This is a genomic window from Actinocrinis puniceicyclus (genome assembly GCF_018283645.1).
In the GTDB taxonomy this organism is placed as follows: Bacteria; Actinomycetota; Actinomycetes; order Streptomycetales; family Catenulisporaceae; genus Actinocrinis; species Actinocrinis puniceicyclus.
This window is the reverse complement of the sequence record NZ_JAGSXH010000079.1, coordinates 1-14,350: the sequence shown is the minus strand read 5'-3', so window position 1 is coordinate 14,350 and position 14,350 is coordinate 1. Positions and strand designations below refer to the sequence as shown.

Below are 14,350 nucleotides of genomic sequence, written 5' to 3'. Positions count from 1 at the left end.
CGAAGGAAGGACCCGGACATGGCGCGGATCGAGCGCAGATTCACGGTCGCAAAGCCGCTCGGCGAGGTCGTGGAGTACCTGAAGGACTTCTCGCACGCCGAGCAGTGGGACCCGGGCACGGTGACGTGCACGCGCCTGGACACCGGGCCGGTCATGGAGGGCTCCACCTGGCGCAACGTCTCGCAGTTCCTGGGCAGACGCACCGAGCTGACCTACCGGCTCGACCGGGCGCTGCCCGACCGGCTGACCTTCGCCGGCGAGAACGGCTCGGCCGTCACCGTCGACGACCTCGCCTTCGAACCCGACGGCGCCGGCACCCGCGTCACCTACACCGCCGACATCCGGCTGCGCGGTGCGGCCCGCCTGGCCGAGCCGCTCGCGCGTGTCGCCCTGGAGGGCATGGCGGGCAAGGTCGTCGTGAAGATGCAGGAGACCATCAACGGGCTCTGACTTTACATCAAGGTACTGCGGCATCCGCGGAGGACAGCGGACCCGCGGCTGCGGGATCCGTCGCCGGGTCGCCCGGTTCCCGACGCAAGCTCGCCGGAGCCGGCCGAGCCACCGGCCGTCCCACGCGGCCGAGCCGCTGTGAACCGCTCGGGCGTCGCGGCCCGTTCTCCTGGTATCGGGCCCGATCGCGTGGCACGGACCACCGGCGCTGCGCTGACCTGCGGGAGGACGTCGTGATGAGCATTCGGACATTGATCGCTTCGCTCGCGGTACCGGTGGGCGCGGTCGCGGTGGCCGCGTGCGGCAGTTCCGCGGGCACGCCGAGCGGTGCGCCCGCCCCGCCCCCGGGCACGTCGGCTCCGGCAGGGACCTCCTCGCCCCCGGCTGCGGGGAGCGTGCTGGTCAAGACGGCTTCGGTCGGGCGGCTGGGGACGGTCGCGGTGGACGGGCAGGGTATGACGGTCTATCTGTTCGCGGCGGACTCGAACAAGCCGCCGGCCTCGCACTGCGACGGCGCATGCGCGAAGTACTGGCCGCCGCTGCTCGCCGGCCCGGGCTCGCCGACGGCGCAGGGCGTGCCCGCTTCGCTGCTGGGCACGGTCACGCGCTCGGACGGGACGAAGCAGGTCACCCTCGGCGGGTGGCCGCTGTACACCTACGTCGGCGATCACGCCCCGGGTGACGCGAACGGCCAGGGGCTCAACGCCTCGGGCGGGACGTGGTGGGCGGTGACCTCGACCGGGCAGAAAGACTCCGGGTCCGCGCCGCCGCCCGCCGGCTCGTCGTCCGGTTCCACCGGCGGCGGCTACGGCGGGTACTGATTCGCTGATGCGCCGGCGACCGCGCGGGGCGCCGCGCGCAGTCGAGCGCGAACTCTTAATCAGGCCACGTCCATGGGCTCTCCGGTCCGGTTTCGCGGTCGGGCGTCACGGCCGGCGCGCCGCGGGATGCTCGGATCGCCGCGGACGAGACCCGCCGCGAGGCCGCAGCCGACGACGAGCACGCCGCACCACACGAGCGGACCGGGCGCGCGGGTACCGGTCGCCATGCCGGTCAGCGCGGCGGAGACCGGGGCCGCGCCGGTCAGCAGGCCGGCCGCGGCGGCGCCTATTCCCGCCAGCGTGGAGTACCACAGGATGAAGGCGACCGCGGTGACCATCACCGCCAGGTAGGCCAGGGCCGCCCACTGCGGCGCGGTGATCCGGCCGGCCGCGCCCGTACCCTCGTGCGCCAGGCCCAGGACCGCGAGCATGACCGCGCCGAGCCACACCGAGTGCAGCGAAACGCCCCAGGCGCCATGCCGCGGCAGCACCGGCACCGCCAACAGCGTGAACGACGCCTCACAGGTCAGCGTGACCGCCGCCCAGCCGATCCCGGCGGCATCCGCCCGGCCGGTGCCCACCACCAGGGCGCTGCCCATGGTGACCACGACCGCGGCGAACACGGCGCGGCGGTGCGGCGGCCTGTGTTCCAGCAGCGGGCCGACCAACGCCAGCACGACGGGCACGCATGCGACGGCGACCGCGATCACCGCCGGTTCGGCGTGCGCGACACCACGCACGATCGCGACGTTGAACAGCACCAGTCCGAGCGCCGCGATGCCGGCGAGCCACAGCCATTCCCGTCCGCGCGGCCGCACCAGGGGCGCGTGGGCGGCGCGCGCCACGGCGAACAAGATCAGACCCGCGGCGGCGTAGCGCAGCGCCTGCGCGGTGAACAGTGGCGCCGAGGTCAGTTCACGCGACACGCCGACGCTGCCTCCGACCAGGCACATCCCCGACAGGCCGGTCACCACCGCGCGGGCGGTCGGCCGGCCGCGGCGGCCCGCGGCCGCTTCGGCGGCCGAGGCGGGCCGCGACACGGATGAGATCCCGGTATCGAGTTGCGTCTCCACGCGCCCACCCTGACGCCACAATGGTCCGGTGAGTAGATCCAAACCGGACCCGGTCGACCGGTCCAAAACCGGCGCCGACTTCCTCCAGCTCCACCTGGCCGAGGCGCCCCCCGGCGGACTGTCCGACTGGCTGGCCGAGCGCCTGCGCCGGGCGATCGCCGACGGCCGGCTGCCCGTCGGCAGCAAACTGCCGCCGTCCCGGGTGCTGGCCGAGGAGTTGCGCGTCTCGCGCGGCGTCATCACCGAGGCATACCAGCGGCTGACCGAGGACGGCCAGATCGCGGGGCGCGGCCGGGCCGGTACGATCGTGCTCGCCGCGCCGCTCGCCGCGCATCCGGCGACGAATACGACCACGCATACGGCCGCGCATACGATCTCTGTCGCGTATTCGGACATCGCGGCGCCCGGTGATGCCGCTCGCGTCACCGCGCCGGACGCGGCCGGTGCGGCCCGGTCCCCGTTCCACCCGCGTTCCCGGCCGGGCGTCGGATCAGTGTTCTGGGAGGAACCGGCCGCCGACGTGTTCGAATCGCTGCGCGCCGGCGCGGCCCGGATCGACCTGACTCCCGGCGTGCCCGACCTGACCGCCTTTCCGCGCGCCGCCTGGCTGCGCGCCGAACGCCAGGTGCTCGCCCGGCTCTCCCCCGGCGATTTCGGATACGGCGATCCTCGCGGCGCGCGGCCGTTCCGCGACGCGGTCGCGCACTGGCTGGCGCGCAACCGCGGCATCCGCGCCGAACCGGACGACGTGGTGATCGTCGCCGGCGTGTCCCAGGCGCTCGGGCTGGTCGCCGGCGTCCTGCTCGACGAGGGAATCGACGAGATCGCCCTGGAGGATCCCGGGTCGCTCGGCGTGCGCCAGCACCTGCAAAGCCACCGGTTGGCGACCACCGCGATCCCGGTCGACGCCGCGGGCCTGCGCGTGGACGCGTTGCGCGCGAGCGGCGCCCCCGCGGTCGTGCTCACCCCGGCGCACCAGTTCCCGACCGGCGTGGTGCTCGACGGGCCACGTCGCAGGGAACTGCTGCGCTGGGCGCGCGAGGGCGGGCTCCTGCTCGAAGACGACTACGACGCCGAGCACCGCTATGACCGCCCGCCGGTGCCCGCGGTGTACTCGCTGCTGCCGGAGCAGGTGTTCTATACCGGCAGCGTCTCCAAGATCCTCGCTCCGGCGCTGCGGGTCGGCTGGCTGCTGGCGCCGCCGCGCTACCGGGACGCGATCATCGCGCGCAAGCGGTACGCGGATCTGGGCAACGCGGTGCTGCCGCAGCTCGTGCTCGCCGAGCTGATGGAAACCGGCGCGATGGAGCGCCACCTGCGGATGCTGCGCAACCGGCACCGCCGCCGCCGTGACGCGATGATCGAGGCGATCGGCACGCACCTGCCCCGGGCACGCGTCCACGGCGCCGCCGCCGGACTGCATCTGATGATCACCTTCGACGCCGCGGTGCGGGACACGCAGTTGGCCGCCGAGGCGCTCGCGCGCGGGGTGAAGACCCAGCCGCTGTCCTGGCACTACCAGCAGCCGGGCGAACCCGGACTGGTTCTGGGCTACGCCGCGTGCACGCCCAGCGACGCCGCCGAGGGCATCGCGATCCTCGGTCGAGTCGTGCGGGAAGCACTCGGTTGACCGACGCGCACCGGCGGGTCACCCTGATGGCGCCCCGCCGGATCACGTCGGCGCCGCTTGGTCAGCCCAGGCGGATCATGTTCCAGGACAGTGGCGGCAGCGTGGCGCGCAGCACCGTGCCGTCGAGCGCGGTGCCCTCGGCCGCGTACGGTTCGACCCGTTCGGGTGCGGCGGCGGTGTTCTTCGCGTCCGGGTCGCCGTCGGCGAGCACCGTGTGCTCAAGCACCCGCTGCGGGCTCAGCCCGCGCAGCTCGACCTGAAGCGGCACCGCCTCGGTCTGGCTGCGGTTGACCGCGAACAGCGCCACGTGCCCGCTGGTGTCGTCGAGCACGGCGGTCGCCTGCACCAGCGGCACGGTTCCGTGCACGGCGGTGGAGTGGGTCGGACCGTCCACGTGCACCTGGAGCACCCGGCCGCGGCCGTGGCGGGATGCCTGGGCGAACGGGTAGAACGTGGTCTGCCGCCACGCCGGGCCGCCGGGCTCGGTCATGATCGGCGCGATGACGTTCACCAGCTGCGCGAGGCAGCCGATCGCCACCCGGTCGGCGTGTCGCAGCAGGCTGATCAGCATCGAGCCGACCACCACGGCGTCGGCGACCGAGTAGACGTCCTCCAGCAGCCGCGGCGCCTCGGCCCACGTGCGCTGCTGCGCCTCGGACTTCGACATGTACCAGACGTTCCACTCGTCGAAGGACAGCCGGATCCGCTTCTGGTTCTTCAGTCTCGCCCCGACGTGGTCGCAGGTGGCCACGACGCCTTCGATCAGCGCGTCCATGTCCACGGCGGAGGCGAGGAAGGAGTCGCGGTCGCCCTCGCGCTCCTCGTAGTAGGCGTGTACGGACACGTAGTCCGCGAGGTCGTAGGTGTGCTGCAACACCTCGGCCTCCCAGGCGCCGAAGGTGGGCATGCCGCGGCCGGAGCTGCCGCAGACCACGAATTGCGCGGTGGGATCCACCAGGCGCATCGCGTAGGCTGCGCCCGCGGCGAGCCGGCCGTATTCCTGCGCGCTCTTGTGCCCGATCTGCCAGGGGCCGTCCATCTCGTTGCCCAGCGCCCACAGCCGCACGCCGTACGGCTCGGCGCCCGCGTGCGCGATTCGCTGCTCGGACAGCGCCGTCCCGCCGGGGTGGTTGGCGTACTCGATCAGGTCGGCCGCCTCGGCGACGCCGCGCGTGCCGAGGTTGACGGCCAGCATCGGCTCGCCGCCGGCCTTGCGCAGGAAGTCCATGAACTCGGCCAGCCCGAACCGGTTGGTCTCGATCGAGCTCCACGCCAGGTCGAGACGCCGCGGACGGCTCTCCACCGGGCCGACGCCGTCCTCCCACCGGTACGCGGAGACGAAGTTGCCTCCGGGATAGCGGATGACGCTCACGCCGAGCTCGCGGACCAGTTCGAGCACGTCGCCGCGCAGGCCGGCGGCGTCCGCGGACGGATGTCCCGGCTCGTAGATCCCGGTGTATACGCAGCGGCCGAGGTGTTCGACGAACGCGCCGAACAGGCGGGGGTCCACGTCACCGACGTCGAACGCGGGATCGAGGACGAATCGGGCAGGCGGCGGCACTGTGCTCCCCTCGGTTGGCGCGTAGCTGCGCAAACCTACCGCGAGCACAGCGCCGGCGGGTACGGCGGTTCACAACGTGAGCAGCGTCGCGGGCGCTGAGCAGCGTCGCGGGCGGCTACCGGCGGCTACCGGCGCGAGGGTGCCCGACTCCCATGCGACGGGATTGCGCCGCGCGACAGCGCAACTACGCCAGCGCCAGGAACAGCTTCTCCATCTGCTCGCGGTCGACCGCCGCCTGGCCCGAGCCGTCGTCGTCCAGCAGGCACTGCTGCAACCCGGTCGCGACGATCTTGAATCCGGCCCGGTCGAGCGCCCGGGAGGCGGCGGCCAGCTGCGTGACGATGTCCTTGCAGTCGCGCCCGGATTCGATCATCTGGATCACTCCGCCGATCTGTCCCTGGGCGCGGCGCAACCGGACGATCACCTCGGCGAGTTCGTCAGCGGCGATCTGCATCGTGTGTTCCTCCCCGAGGATGCTTGGGCACAAGCACGCTCATTTTGCATCGCTGTTGCCGGGCCGGGTGGCCACCAGCAGGCTGTCGAGCGCCGGGCGGTCCGCGCCGGGCACGCGGCGCTCCACCCGCTCGGCGCGCTCGATGTGCAGGCCGGGCACGTGCCCGGCCAGGGCCGCGGCGGTGTACAGAACCTCAGGGTCCTGCGGCCCGCCGACTCCTTCGGCCGGGTTGGCGGCGTCGTGCCCGACGACCAGCAGCGTCCCGCCCGGGGCCACCGCCTCGGCGGCGCCACGCAGCAACGGACCGAGCACGTCCCCGGGCAGGTGCAGGTAGGCGACGAGCACCGCGTCGAACGCAGCGGGCTGCGGCCGGTACCCGGTCACGTCCGCCGCGACCCAGTCCAGGTCCAGACCGCGCGCCCGAGCCTGCGCGCGGCCCTTGGCCAGGGCGACGGCGGAGAAGTCGACGGCGGTCACGCGCCAGCCGCGGCCGGCCAGCCACAGCGCGTTGCGGCCCTCGCCGCAGGCCAGGTCGAGCGCGCGCCCCGGTTCCAGCCCAGAGAACAACCGCTCGACGAAGACGTTCGGCGCGCTGCCCCAAACCGACTGCGTCTGCCGATACCGCTCGTCCCAGGCCGTCTGGTCCATCACCGCCATGCCGCACCCCTCCCGCTCGCTCAGACCGCCGCCCGGTCCTGGCCCTGCGCACTCTGCTGCGCGGCCAGTTCCCGGCGCACCTGGTCCATGTCGACCGCGCGCGCCTGCGCGATCAGGTCGTCGAGAGCCGACTCCGGCAGGGCGCCGGGCTGAGCATAGAGCACCACGCCGTCGCGCACGATCATCAGCGTCGGAATCGAGCGGATCTGGAACGAGGCGGCCAGTTGCGGCTGCGCCTCGGTGTCCACCTTGCCGAACACCGCGTCGGGGTTGCGCTGCGCGGCCCGCTGGTAGATCGGGGCGAACATCCGGCACGGGCCGCACCAGGCCGCCCAGAAGTCCACCAGGACCAGCCCGTCGCCGCCGATCACCTCGCGGAAGTTCTCCTGCGTCAGTTCCACCGTGTTCTGCACGCCGCCACCGTTCATGTCCTGGTCCTCTCCGATACGGGGATAATACCCTGGGGGGTATAACGCCGCGCCGTCGCGGGTGATTCCCGCCCCGGTCACGCGGTGAGGGAGGTAAGGGAATCGAGCGCCGCTTCCAGCCGGGAGGCGGCCTCCTGGGCGACCGGGTCCAGTTCGGCCTGCCCGGTCACGGTCACCATGATCCGCGGCTCCAGCGCCTCGACCACCGTCTGCTCCCCGTCGCCGCGCACCACGACGTTGCACGGCAGCAGCAGCCCGATGCGCCGGTCCACGCCGAGCGCCCGGTGCGCGAGCGGCGGATTGCACGCGCCGAGGATCAGGTAGGGCTCCATCTGCTCGCCCAGCTTCTCCCGCATCGTGGCCTGCACGTCGATCTCGGTCAGCACGCCGAACCCCTGCTCCTTCAGCGCCGCTCGCACCTGTTCGGCCGCCTGGCCGAACGGACGGTCCAGCCGCACGCTCATCCCGTAATCCATGGCCCACGCCTCCTTAGGCTTCTCTGCTCGCCCCTGCCCAAGAGTATACCCCCACGGGTATGGAGCCGGTATGTATCCGGGTCGGCCGGGACGAGGGGACCCGGCCGGCGACAGGCGAAGGGTCGGGGCGGGGTCGGACCGGCGCCGCGACGAGCTGTTTGGGCCCCGGCCCCGAGGGGAACAGCGGATGCCCGAGACAACGGCCGGCGCCGCGTGGAGGTGGACCGCATGGGCTCGAGCGGGGGCGCGGGAGCGGCCGGATGGTGACGCTCGGCGCGCCGTTGTGGTCCCTGAGCGACGCCCAGGGCGCCCGGCAGTTCACGGAACTGGGCGTGGCGCTGCTGCTTTCGACCCTGATCGGGCTGGAACGGGAGGCGAAGCAGAAGAGCGCCGGGCTGCGCACGCACGCGCTGGTGGGCGTCGGCAGCGCCCTGTTCATGGAGGTCTCCCAGCACGGGTTCGCCGGGGCGTTGCTCGGCCAGCACGTCTCGTACGATCCCTCGCGCGTGGCCGCGCAGATCGTCACCGGGATCGGATTCATCGGCGGCGGCCTGATCTTCGTGCGGCGCGACGCGGTGCGCGGCCTGACCACCGCCGCGACGATCTGGCTGACCTGCGCCATCGGCATGGCCTGCGGCGGCGGCCTGGTGTTGATCGCGGCCGCGGTGACCGGGGGCCACTTCGTGATCGTACGCGGCTATCCGCTGATCATCCGGCGGCTGCCCTGGTTCGCGGGCGGCGAGCCCACCGAACTCGAACTGTCCTACCGGGTCGGCACGGGGCTGCTTCAGCGCGCGTTGGAGCAGTGCACCGCGGCCGGCTTCCGGATACTCGACGTGCACGTGCTGCGCGGCGCCGACCGGCAGGAGGCCGGCTCGCCGCGCGAGTTCGGCGTCTCGCATGTCATGGTGCTGCTGGACGGCACGCACGGCGTCGAGGGGCTCGTCGCGCAACTGGAGAACCTCGACGGAATGCTCAGCATCGCGATCCGGTCGCGCGGCGACGCGGCGGAGTGAGTCCGCCCGGTCCGCGCCGCGCCGCGCAGCCGCGTCCCTACGTGTGAGGAAGCTCTTACAGATCGACGTGCCCGGAGCGCGTGTGCTGCGGCGCCGGGCCGAGGCTGATCAGATTGCTGGCCACCACGCCGAGGGCGAGCACGGTCAGCAGCGCGGCGGCCACGTGGCCGCCGAACGCGGGATCGGCGTGCGGGGCCGCGTGCAGCGTGAACGTGACCAGCGCTACCCCCAGCGCCGTGCCCAGCGCACGGGTCATGTTCACCAGTCCGCCCCCGGTACCCGCTGAACGCGCGGGTATCGCCCCCATCACCAGAGCGTTGTTCGCCGGTGTGAACACCCCCAGCCCCAGCCCGAGCGCCGCGAGCAACGGTGCGAGCCACACCGCCGTCAGCGGCACCAGGATCATCCCGACCAGCGCGGCGGCCGCCACCGCCGATCCGGCCATGGCGCGGCGCCGGTCGCTCCACCCGGCCGGCAGCACCCGGTCCCCGAGCAGCGCCGCGGCCGCGAACCCCGCCGGCAGCGCCGTGAGGATCAAACCCGCCGTGTTCAGCCCGGTGCCCGTGCGCGTCAACGCCACCGGGACCAGCACGAGCGGGCCGAACAGCACCAGATATCCGCCCAGCGCCCCCACCAGCCCCGCGGTGATCCGCCGGGTGCGCAGCAGCGCCGGGTCGATCAACGGACGGGCCGCCCGGCCCAGCCGCCGGGCCAGGGCCCACGACGCCGCCGCGGCCACCGCGAACAGGGCGAACGCCACCGGCCACGGCAGACGCAGCCCGGATACCGCCGAGATCCCGAGGAGCAGCGCGGTACTGGCGGTGGCCAGCCAGCACAGGCCCGGCCAGTCGAAATGGTCCGTGGACACGCGCGTGTGCGTGCGCGGCAGCAGGTAGTTCCCGGCGACCACGGCCACGACGCCCACCGGCACGTTGACGAAGAACACCCATCGCCAGCCCAGCCCGGTCACGATCACCCCGCCGAGCGTCGGACCCAGCGCCAGCCCCAGCGCCTGGGCGCCCGCCTGCACCCCCAAGGCCGCGCGCAGCCGGTCCTGCGGCGCGCTGGTGGTCACCAGCGCCACGCTGTTGGCCTGGAGCAGCGCCGCGCCGACCGCCTGCACCGCCCGGAAGAGCACCAGCGTGAACAGGGTGGGCGCCAGCCCGCAGGCGGCCGACGCGGCCGTGAAGACGACGAACCCGTACAGGTACATCAGCTTGCGTCCCCGGGCGTCGGAAAGCCGCCCCACCGGTACCAGCAGCGCCACCAGTGCCAGCAGGTACGCCAGGGACACCCATTCGACGCTGGCCAGGCCGGAGTGGAACTGCGCCTGCAGCGCCGGATAGGTCAATGTGGCGATCGAAGCGTCAAGCTGACCCATGAACGCGCCGAGACACACCGAGGCGACCGCCAGCCACCAACCTCCCGGGCGATCGCGCAGCCACTGCGGCCGGGCGCGCTCGGTCAGCAGCACCTCGCGCAAGCCCCGTCGGCGACCGGGCGGCGACTGGAGGGCTCCGGAGGCGGCGGGCACCGGCGGCTCCTTCCGTCCTTCAGCATCCCGTTGCGCGCTTCATACGCCGGATTGCTCGCGCCGACGTCCGGCGCGGCAGTTCCTACGTTACCAAAGCATTTCGGTCGCCGAGGTAAATCCGGCGCGAACAAATGCGCTGGGAACGAACGCCGTGGGAGCCGTGGGAACGAATGCCGTGGGACAACAGGGACGGACCGGGCGTCAACCCAGCGCGGTCAGGCTCCGGGCGCTCATGTAAAGCGCCAGGATGACGAGCGCCACCGAGAAGCCGATGCCCAGGAGCCGAGGATCGAGCCGCGCGGCGTACCGGCGGCCCAGCAGCGCACCGGTGATCGCGGCGGCGAGGAACAGCGCCAGCAGGGCCCCCGCCGGCAGTTGCACGTGCGCGGCCAGCCGGGTGCCCAGAGCCACCGCGCTGTTGACCGCGATGACCACGAGCGAGGTGCCGATCGCGCTGGCGGTGTCATAGCCGAAGACGAGCACCAGGACCGGCACCACGACGAACCCGCCGCCCACGCCGAAGAAGCCCGTCAGCAGACCCACGACGCTCGCCGCCGCCACGATCTTGACGACCGTGCTTACCGTGACGCGCCGGCGGGCGGCGGGCGCACCGGCCGTGGCCGTCGCGCCCGCCGGCGGTCCGGCGGCGTCCGGCGCGGCACGGGCACCGGTACGCCGGGACCGCACCAGCATCGCCGTCGCCGCGCCGAGCATGAGCACCGCGAAGGCCAGCAGCAGCACGTTCGGGTCGATCCTCGCGCCGAGCTTGCTGCCGAGCACCGAACCGGCCGCGCCCAGCGCCCCGAAGGCCAGCCCGGGCCCGAGCCGCACCCGGCCGGCCCGGGCATGCGCGAGCGCCCCGGCCAGCGCCGTGGCGCCGACGATCACCAGCGACATCGTCGTGGCCTGGTGCGCGGAGCGGCCCAGCAGGTACACAAGCACCGGCACGGTCAGGATCGAGCCGCCCGCGCCCAGCGCCCCGAGGCTCGCGCCGACCGCGAGCCCGGCCGGCAGGGCGAGGATCAGCGCGGACATCTCAGCGCCCGGCCAGCACCAGGCCGGCGGGGTCCGCGCGCTCGAACTCGTCATCGACCGCCACCACCCGCCTGCCGGTCGCGTCGAGCAGGGACGCCGCGATCGAGGCGCGATAACCGGAACGGCAGTGCACCCAGACCTCGCCCTCGGGTATCTCGGCCAAGCGCTCGGGCAGTTCGTGCAGGGGAATGTGCGTGGCGCCCTCGATATGGCCCTCAAGCCACTCCAGCTGCCTGCGCACGTCCAGCACGACCACGTCGCGGTGGTGGCGGACCTGCGCGAGTTCCGCGAAACCCGCCCTCGGGAAGGAGCGGGCCGGCGCTCCCCCGGCCCAGTGCGCAACATCGCCCGTGGCGGCCGCGGCGGGCCGGTCCAGTCCGATGCGCACCAGTTCGCGCTGCGCCTCGGCGATCGGCCCGGGGCTGTCCGCGAGCAGCGTCAACGGCGTGTCCCACGGGATGAGCCAGCCCAGGTACGTGGCGAAGCTTCCGTCCAGCCCGAAGTTCAGCGTTCCGGCGACGTGCCCGGCCGCGAAGGCCACGCGGTCTCGCAGGTCCACCACCCACTCCCCCGCCTCGATCCGGCGGCGCAGCTCTCCGGCCTCCGCGCGGCGCGGCGGCGAGAGGTCCGGCGCCCCCGGTCCGCCCAGGTTCGCCGCGGCCATGTGCGCGTAGTACGCCGGATACGCGTCGAGTCCGGAAAGCAGCTGCTCGACATAAGAACGCTGGTCCCGGGTCAGTACGGGATTGGACCGCTTCTCCTGCCCGAGCGTCGAAATCGGCCCCTGGGCCTCCGCCTGCGTCGCCGAGCAGAAGCTGCCGAATCCGTGCGTCGGGTAGATCCGGGTCTCGTCCGGGAGAAGTTCGGCCAGCCGGTGCGCGGAGGCGTACTGCGCGCGCACCAGAGCTTGGGTGTGGGCGGGCCCGAGCAGGTCCGGGCGGCCCGTGGAGCCGTACAGCAACGAGCCCCCGGTGAATACCAGCGGCGAGTGTCCCGGCGCCTCGGCCACGTAGGACAGGTGCGTGAAGGTATGCCCCGGAGTGGCCACCGCGCGCACGCGCAGCGCGTCTCCGACCTCCAGCACGTCGCCGTCCTCGACGGGAACGCGCTCGAAACCGACCGGGTCAGCGGCGTTGACGTGGTAGGCCGCGCCGGTCGCGCGCGCCAGCGAGAATCCGCCGGTGACGTAGTCGTTGTGGATGTGCGTCTCGAAGACGCGCAGCAGTCTGATGCCGAGCCCGTCGAGCTGGGCGAGCACCCGGTCGATGTCGCGCTGCGGATCCACCGCGAAGCCGACCTCGCCGTCGTGTATCAGGTAGCTGCGGTCTCCGAGCGACGGGGTGTCGAGCGGCACGACCCGCATCAGGCCGGTGTCCAGACCCGGCTCAGCGTCCTGTCGCGTCCGCGCGCTCATGCCGCACGCTCCCGCAGCCCGGTGACCGCCGCCTGCCCGGCCCTGATCCACGCCCCGGTCCCGCCGCGCACCGAGCACGCGTCCAGGCCCGCGGCGGTCAGCCAGCCCGCGGCCGTGTAGCTGCGGTTCCCGCTGGCGCAGATCACGTAGATCCGCCGGTCGCGCGGCAGCTCGGAGATCCGGCCGCGCACGGAGCCGAGCGGCACGAGCACCGCGCCCGGCACGTGCCCGTCCGCATACTCGAAGGACTCCCGCACGTCCAGCACGAAAGCCCCGTCGCGCTGCGCCGCAGCCAGCTCGTGCACGTCCACTTCCCTGACCATTCCGCCTCCCTCGTATATACCCCTGGGGGTATCCATACGGAAGACGATAACCGATCCGGTGGCGCCCTGTCACACCGGCTGCGTAGTCACCTGCTCGCGACCGGTTCGGGCAGCCCCGCGCGGGCGAGCCTCTCGGCCCGCGCCTTGACGCCGCGCAGCATCTTGCGCTCCATGATCAGGCTGCCCGGTTCCATCACGTACACGGAGAGCAGCTTGGTCACCGCGTTCGAGTGCGGCTGCGAGATGCGGTTGCGGCTGACCAGGCGGGTACCTCCGCCGTCCGGGTAAAGGCCGAAAGCCCACACCCACGCGCCGTCGTCCGAGCGCAGCACCAAGGCGCGTTCGGGCTCGACGAGCGCGACGCGCAGGACGGGCCCCTTCTCGCCGAGGCGCTGCGCGTCGCCGACCTGCGGGTGCTGGTACTGCTCCAGGACCGTGTCGGCGCTGTGCATGTCGAGGCCCAGCAGATTCTCGATCCAGTCGTACGTGTACGCCCCGCCGCGGCCGGGCCCCATCTGCGCGAGCCACGGCCAGATCGCCGCGGCGGGTGCGTCGATGGTCACCGCCCGCGTCGAGACCAGGGCCGCGGACGGCATCAGCTCGTCGCCGGGCATTTCGCGCACCTGCTCCGCCCGCGTCGCGCCCCACGCCAGGCAGCGTTTGCGCAGCATCAACGGGTAGGCGACCGCGTACGTGGCCGCGGATCGCGCGAGCCGGCCGGCCGTGCGCCGTGTGCGTTCTCTGTTCATGGTCGTCGAACCTCCCTGATCAGCCCAACAACGCGTTGAGCGTGACGAAGCCGTAGCCGCGGGCTTTGACGGTCTGGATGACGCGGCTGAGCGCGTCGGCGTCGAGCGTGCTGTGGTCGTCGGGGTTGGAGCCGCAGTGCATCAGCACGATCTCGCCGGGTTGCAGGGAGCCGATGACGCGCTCGTACACGCTCTGCGCGGTGATGCCGCCACTGGTGCCCTTCCAGCCGAGGGTGTCCACGGTCCAGCGCACCGGGACGTACCCGGCGGCGTTCACCGCGGCGATCGTCGCAGCGTCGCGGTCCCCGAAGGGGAAGCGGAACAGCGGCCGCGGGTCCGCGCCGGTGACGGACCGGATCGCCCGGCGCGCGTCGGCCAGTTCGGTGTTGATGCCGGCGCTGCTCAGGCCGGTGAAGTACGGGTGGTGCATCGAGTGGTTGCCGATCGTCTCGCTCGCCGCGATCTGCCTGGCCGCGCCGGGGAACTGGTTGACGAAGTCGCCGGTCAGGAAGAAGGTGGCCGGCACACCGGCGGCCTTGAGGGTGGCCAGGATCGAGGGCACGGCGTCGGCGTTCGCCCCGGCGTCGAAGGTCAGCGCGACCACGTGGCCGCCGGTCGGGATGCGGGTCCAGTCGGTTCCGGCCAGCCGGGCGGGGAAAGCAGCCGACGTGGTCGCGGGCGGCGCGGGCGGGCGGGTCGTGCGCTGTGGCGGCGCGGGGGACACTGCGC

Annotated in this window: 16 protein-coding genes; 4 read left to right on the top strand and 12 right to left on the bottom strand. The window is 73.0% G+C overall.

The annotated features are described in order from the left end of the window. Positions 1 to 18: 18 nt before the first annotated feature. Both KGA66_RS20010 and KGA66_RS20005 read left to right on the top strand, forming a co-directional pair. Entirely contained in the window at positions 19 to 450 is a 432-nt protein-coding gene (locus KGA66_RS20010; protein ID WP_211469704.1) for an SRPBCC family protein, read from the top strand. 236 nt (positions 451 to 686) lie between these two features. After that, positions 687 to 1,271, top strand: coding sequence for a COG4315 family predicted lipoprotein (locus KGA66_RS20005; protein WP_211469703.1), 585 nt, complete (start codon positions 687 to 689; stop codon positions 1,269 to 1,271). A gap of 59 nt (positions 1,272 to 1,330) precedes the next feature. On the opposite strand, the gene KGA66_RS20000 is transcribed toward KGA66_RS20005, so the two are convergent. Continuing rightward, on the bottom strand, positions 1,331 to 2,344 hold the full coding sequence (locus tag KGA66_RS20000) for a DMT family transporter (RefSeq protein ID WP_211469702.1): 1,014 nt from the start codon (positions 2,342 to 2,344) through the stop codon (positions 1,331 to 1,333). A gap of 28 nt (positions 2,345 to 2,372) precedes the next feature. On the opposite strand from KGA66_RS20000, the gene pdxR reads away from it, so the two are divergent. Beyond that, positions 2,373 to 3,974 carry a MocR-like pyridoxine biosynthesis transcription factor PdxR gene (gene pdxR / locus KGA66_RS19995; protein ID WP_211469701.1) on the top strand — a complete coding sequence of 534 codons (1,602 nt, stop codon included), beginning with the start codon at positions 2,373 to 2,375 and terminating at the stop codon, positions 3,972 to 3,974. Between the two features lie 61 nt (positions 3,975 to 4,035). Here the strand turns inward: pdxR and arfA are convergent, their stop codons facing one another. The 5 genes from arfA to KGA66_RS19970 all read right to left on the bottom strand — a co-directional run bounded on the left by arfA (position 4,036) and on the right by KGA66_RS19970 (position 7,550). Continuing rightward, positions 4,036 to 5,535, bottom strand: a complete 1,500-nt coding sequence (gene arfA / locus KGA66_RS19990; RefSeq protein WP_211469700.1) for an arabinosylfuranosidase ArfA — start codon at positions 5,533 to 5,535, stop codon at positions 4,036 to 4,038. A gap of 184 nt (positions 5,536 to 5,719) precedes the next feature. Next, positions 5,720 to 5,989 (bottom strand): metal-sensitive transcriptional regulator, encoded by a 270-nt coding sequence (locus KGA66_RS19985; protein ID WP_211469699.1) that lies wholly within the window; start codon positions 5,987 to 5,989, stop codon positions 5,720 to 5,722. 39 nt (positions 5,990 to 6,028) lie between these two features. After that, positions 6,029 to 6,646, bottom strand: coding sequence for a class I SAM-dependent methyltransferase (locus KGA66_RS19980; RefSeq protein WP_211469698.1), 618 nt, complete (start codon positions 6,644 to 6,646; stop codon positions 6,029 to 6,031). 20 nt (positions 6,647 to 6,666) lie between these two features. Next, the gene (trxA, locus tag KGA66_RS19975) at positions 6,667 to 7,074 is read right to left on the bottom strand and encodes a thioredoxin (RefSeq protein ID WP_211469697.1); all 408 of its coding nucleotides are present in this window, start codon (positions 7,072 to 7,074) and stop codon (positions 6,667 to 6,669) included. Between the two features lie 77 nt (positions 7,075 to 7,151). Then, on the bottom strand, positions 7,152 to 7,550 hold the full coding sequence (locus KGA66_RS19970) for a DUF302 domain-containing protein (protein ID WP_211469696.1): 399 nt from the start codon (positions 7,548 to 7,550) through the stop codon (positions 7,152 to 7,154). A 260-nt stretch (positions 7,551 to 7,810) separates the two neighbouring features. Between KGA66_RS19970 and KGA66_RS19965 the strand changes: the two genes are divergently transcribed. Next, positions 7,811 to 8,566 carry an MgtC/SapB family protein gene (locus tag KGA66_RS19965; RefSeq protein ID WP_211469695.1) on the top strand — a complete coding sequence of 252 codons (756 nt, stop codon included), beginning with the start codon at positions 7,811 to 7,813 and terminating at the stop codon, positions 8,564 to 8,566. A 55-nt stretch (positions 8,567 to 8,621) separates the two neighbouring features. On the opposite strand, the gene KGA66_RS19960 is transcribed toward KGA66_RS19965, so the two are convergent. The 6 genes from KGA66_RS19960 to KGA66_RS19935 form a co-directional block, all read right to left on the bottom strand. After that, positions 8,622 to 10,100 (bottom strand): MFS transporter, encoded by a 1,479-nt coding sequence (locus KGA66_RS19960; protein WP_211469694.1) that lies wholly within the window; start codon positions 10,098 to 10,100, stop codon positions 8,622 to 8,624. Between the two features lie 201 nt (positions 10,101 to 10,301). Then, positions 10,302 to 11,135, bottom strand: coding sequence for a sulfite exporter TauE/SafE family protein (locus tag KGA66_RS19955; RefSeq protein WP_211469693.1), 834 nt, complete (start codon positions 11,133 to 11,135; stop codon positions 10,302 to 10,304). Position 11,136: 1 nt separating this feature from the next. Further along, positions 11,137 to 12,549, bottom strand: coding sequence for an MBL fold metallo-hydrolase (locus KGA66_RS19950; protein ID WP_211469692.1), 1,413 nt, complete (start codon positions 12,547 to 12,549; stop codon positions 11,137 to 11,139). Further along, the gene (locus KGA66_RS19945) at positions 12,546 to 12,908 is read right to left on the bottom strand and encodes a rhodanese-like domain-containing protein (RefSeq protein WP_211469691.1); all 363 of its coding nucleotides are present in this window, start codon (positions 12,906 to 12,908) and stop codon (positions 12,546 to 12,548) included. Before KGA66_RS19945 ends, KGA66_RS19950 begins: the two co-directional genes overlap by 4 nt. A gap of 50 nt (positions 12,909 to 12,958) precedes the next feature. Beyond that, positions 12,959 to 13,621 (bottom strand): hypothetical protein, encoded by a 663-nt coding sequence (locus KGA66_RS19940; RefSeq protein WP_211469690.1) that lies wholly within the window; start codon positions 13,619 to 13,621, stop codon positions 12,959 to 12,961. A 19-nt stretch (positions 13,622 to 13,640) separates the two neighbouring features. After that, positions 13,641 to 14,350 (bottom strand): polysaccharide deacetylase family protein (locus KGA66_RS19935; RefSeq protein WP_211469689.1); only part of this gene is annotated, 710 nt, incomplete at its 5' end.

Bases quoted from the DNA above. Each gene is read 5' to 3' on its own strand.
- KGA66_RS19965 (WP_211469695.1), top strand. From the start codon at position 7,811: ATGGTGACGCTCGGCGCGCCGTTGTGGTCCCTGAGCGACGCCCAGGGC.
- KGA66_RS19980 (WP_211469698.1), bottom strand. From the start codon at position 6,646: ATGGCGGTGATGGACCAGACGGCCTGGGACGAGCGGTATCGGCAGACG.
- KGA66_RS19970 (WP_211469696.1), bottom strand. From the start codon at position 7,550: ATGGATTACGGGATGAGCGTGCGGCTGGACCGTCCGTTCGGCCAGGCG.
- KGA66_RS19985 (WP_211469699.1), bottom strand. From the start codon at position 5,989: ATGCAGATCGCCGCTGACGAACTCGCCGAGGTGATCGTCCGGTTGCGC.
- KGA66_RS19950 (WP_211469692.1), bottom strand. From the start codon at position 12,549: ATGAGCGCGCGGACGCGACAGGACGCTGAGCCGGGTCTGGACACCGGC.
- KGA66_RS20005 (WP_211469703.1), top strand. From the start codon at position 687: ATGAGCATTCGGACATTGATCGCTTCGCTCGCGGTACCGGTGGGCGCG.
- KGA66_RS20010 (WP_211469704.1), top strand. From the start codon at position 19: ATGGCGCGGATCGAGCGCAGATTCACGGTCGCAAAGCCGCTCGGCGAG.
- KGA66_RS19955 (WP_211469693.1), bottom strand. From the start codon at position 11,135: ATGTCCGCGCTGATCCTCGCCCTGCCGGCCGGGCTCGCGGTCGGCGCG.
- trxA (WP_211469697.1), bottom strand. From the start codon at position 7,074: ATGAACGGTGGCGGCGTGCAGAACACGGTGGAACTGACGCAGGAGAAC.
- KGA66_RS19945 (WP_211469691.1), bottom strand. From the start codon at position 12,908: ATGGATACCCCCAGGGGTATATACGAGGGAGGCGGAATGGTCAGGGAA.
- KGA66_RS19940 (WP_211469690.1), bottom strand. From the start codon at position 13,621: ATGAACAGAGAACGCACACGGCGCACGGCCGGCCGGCTCGCGCGATCC.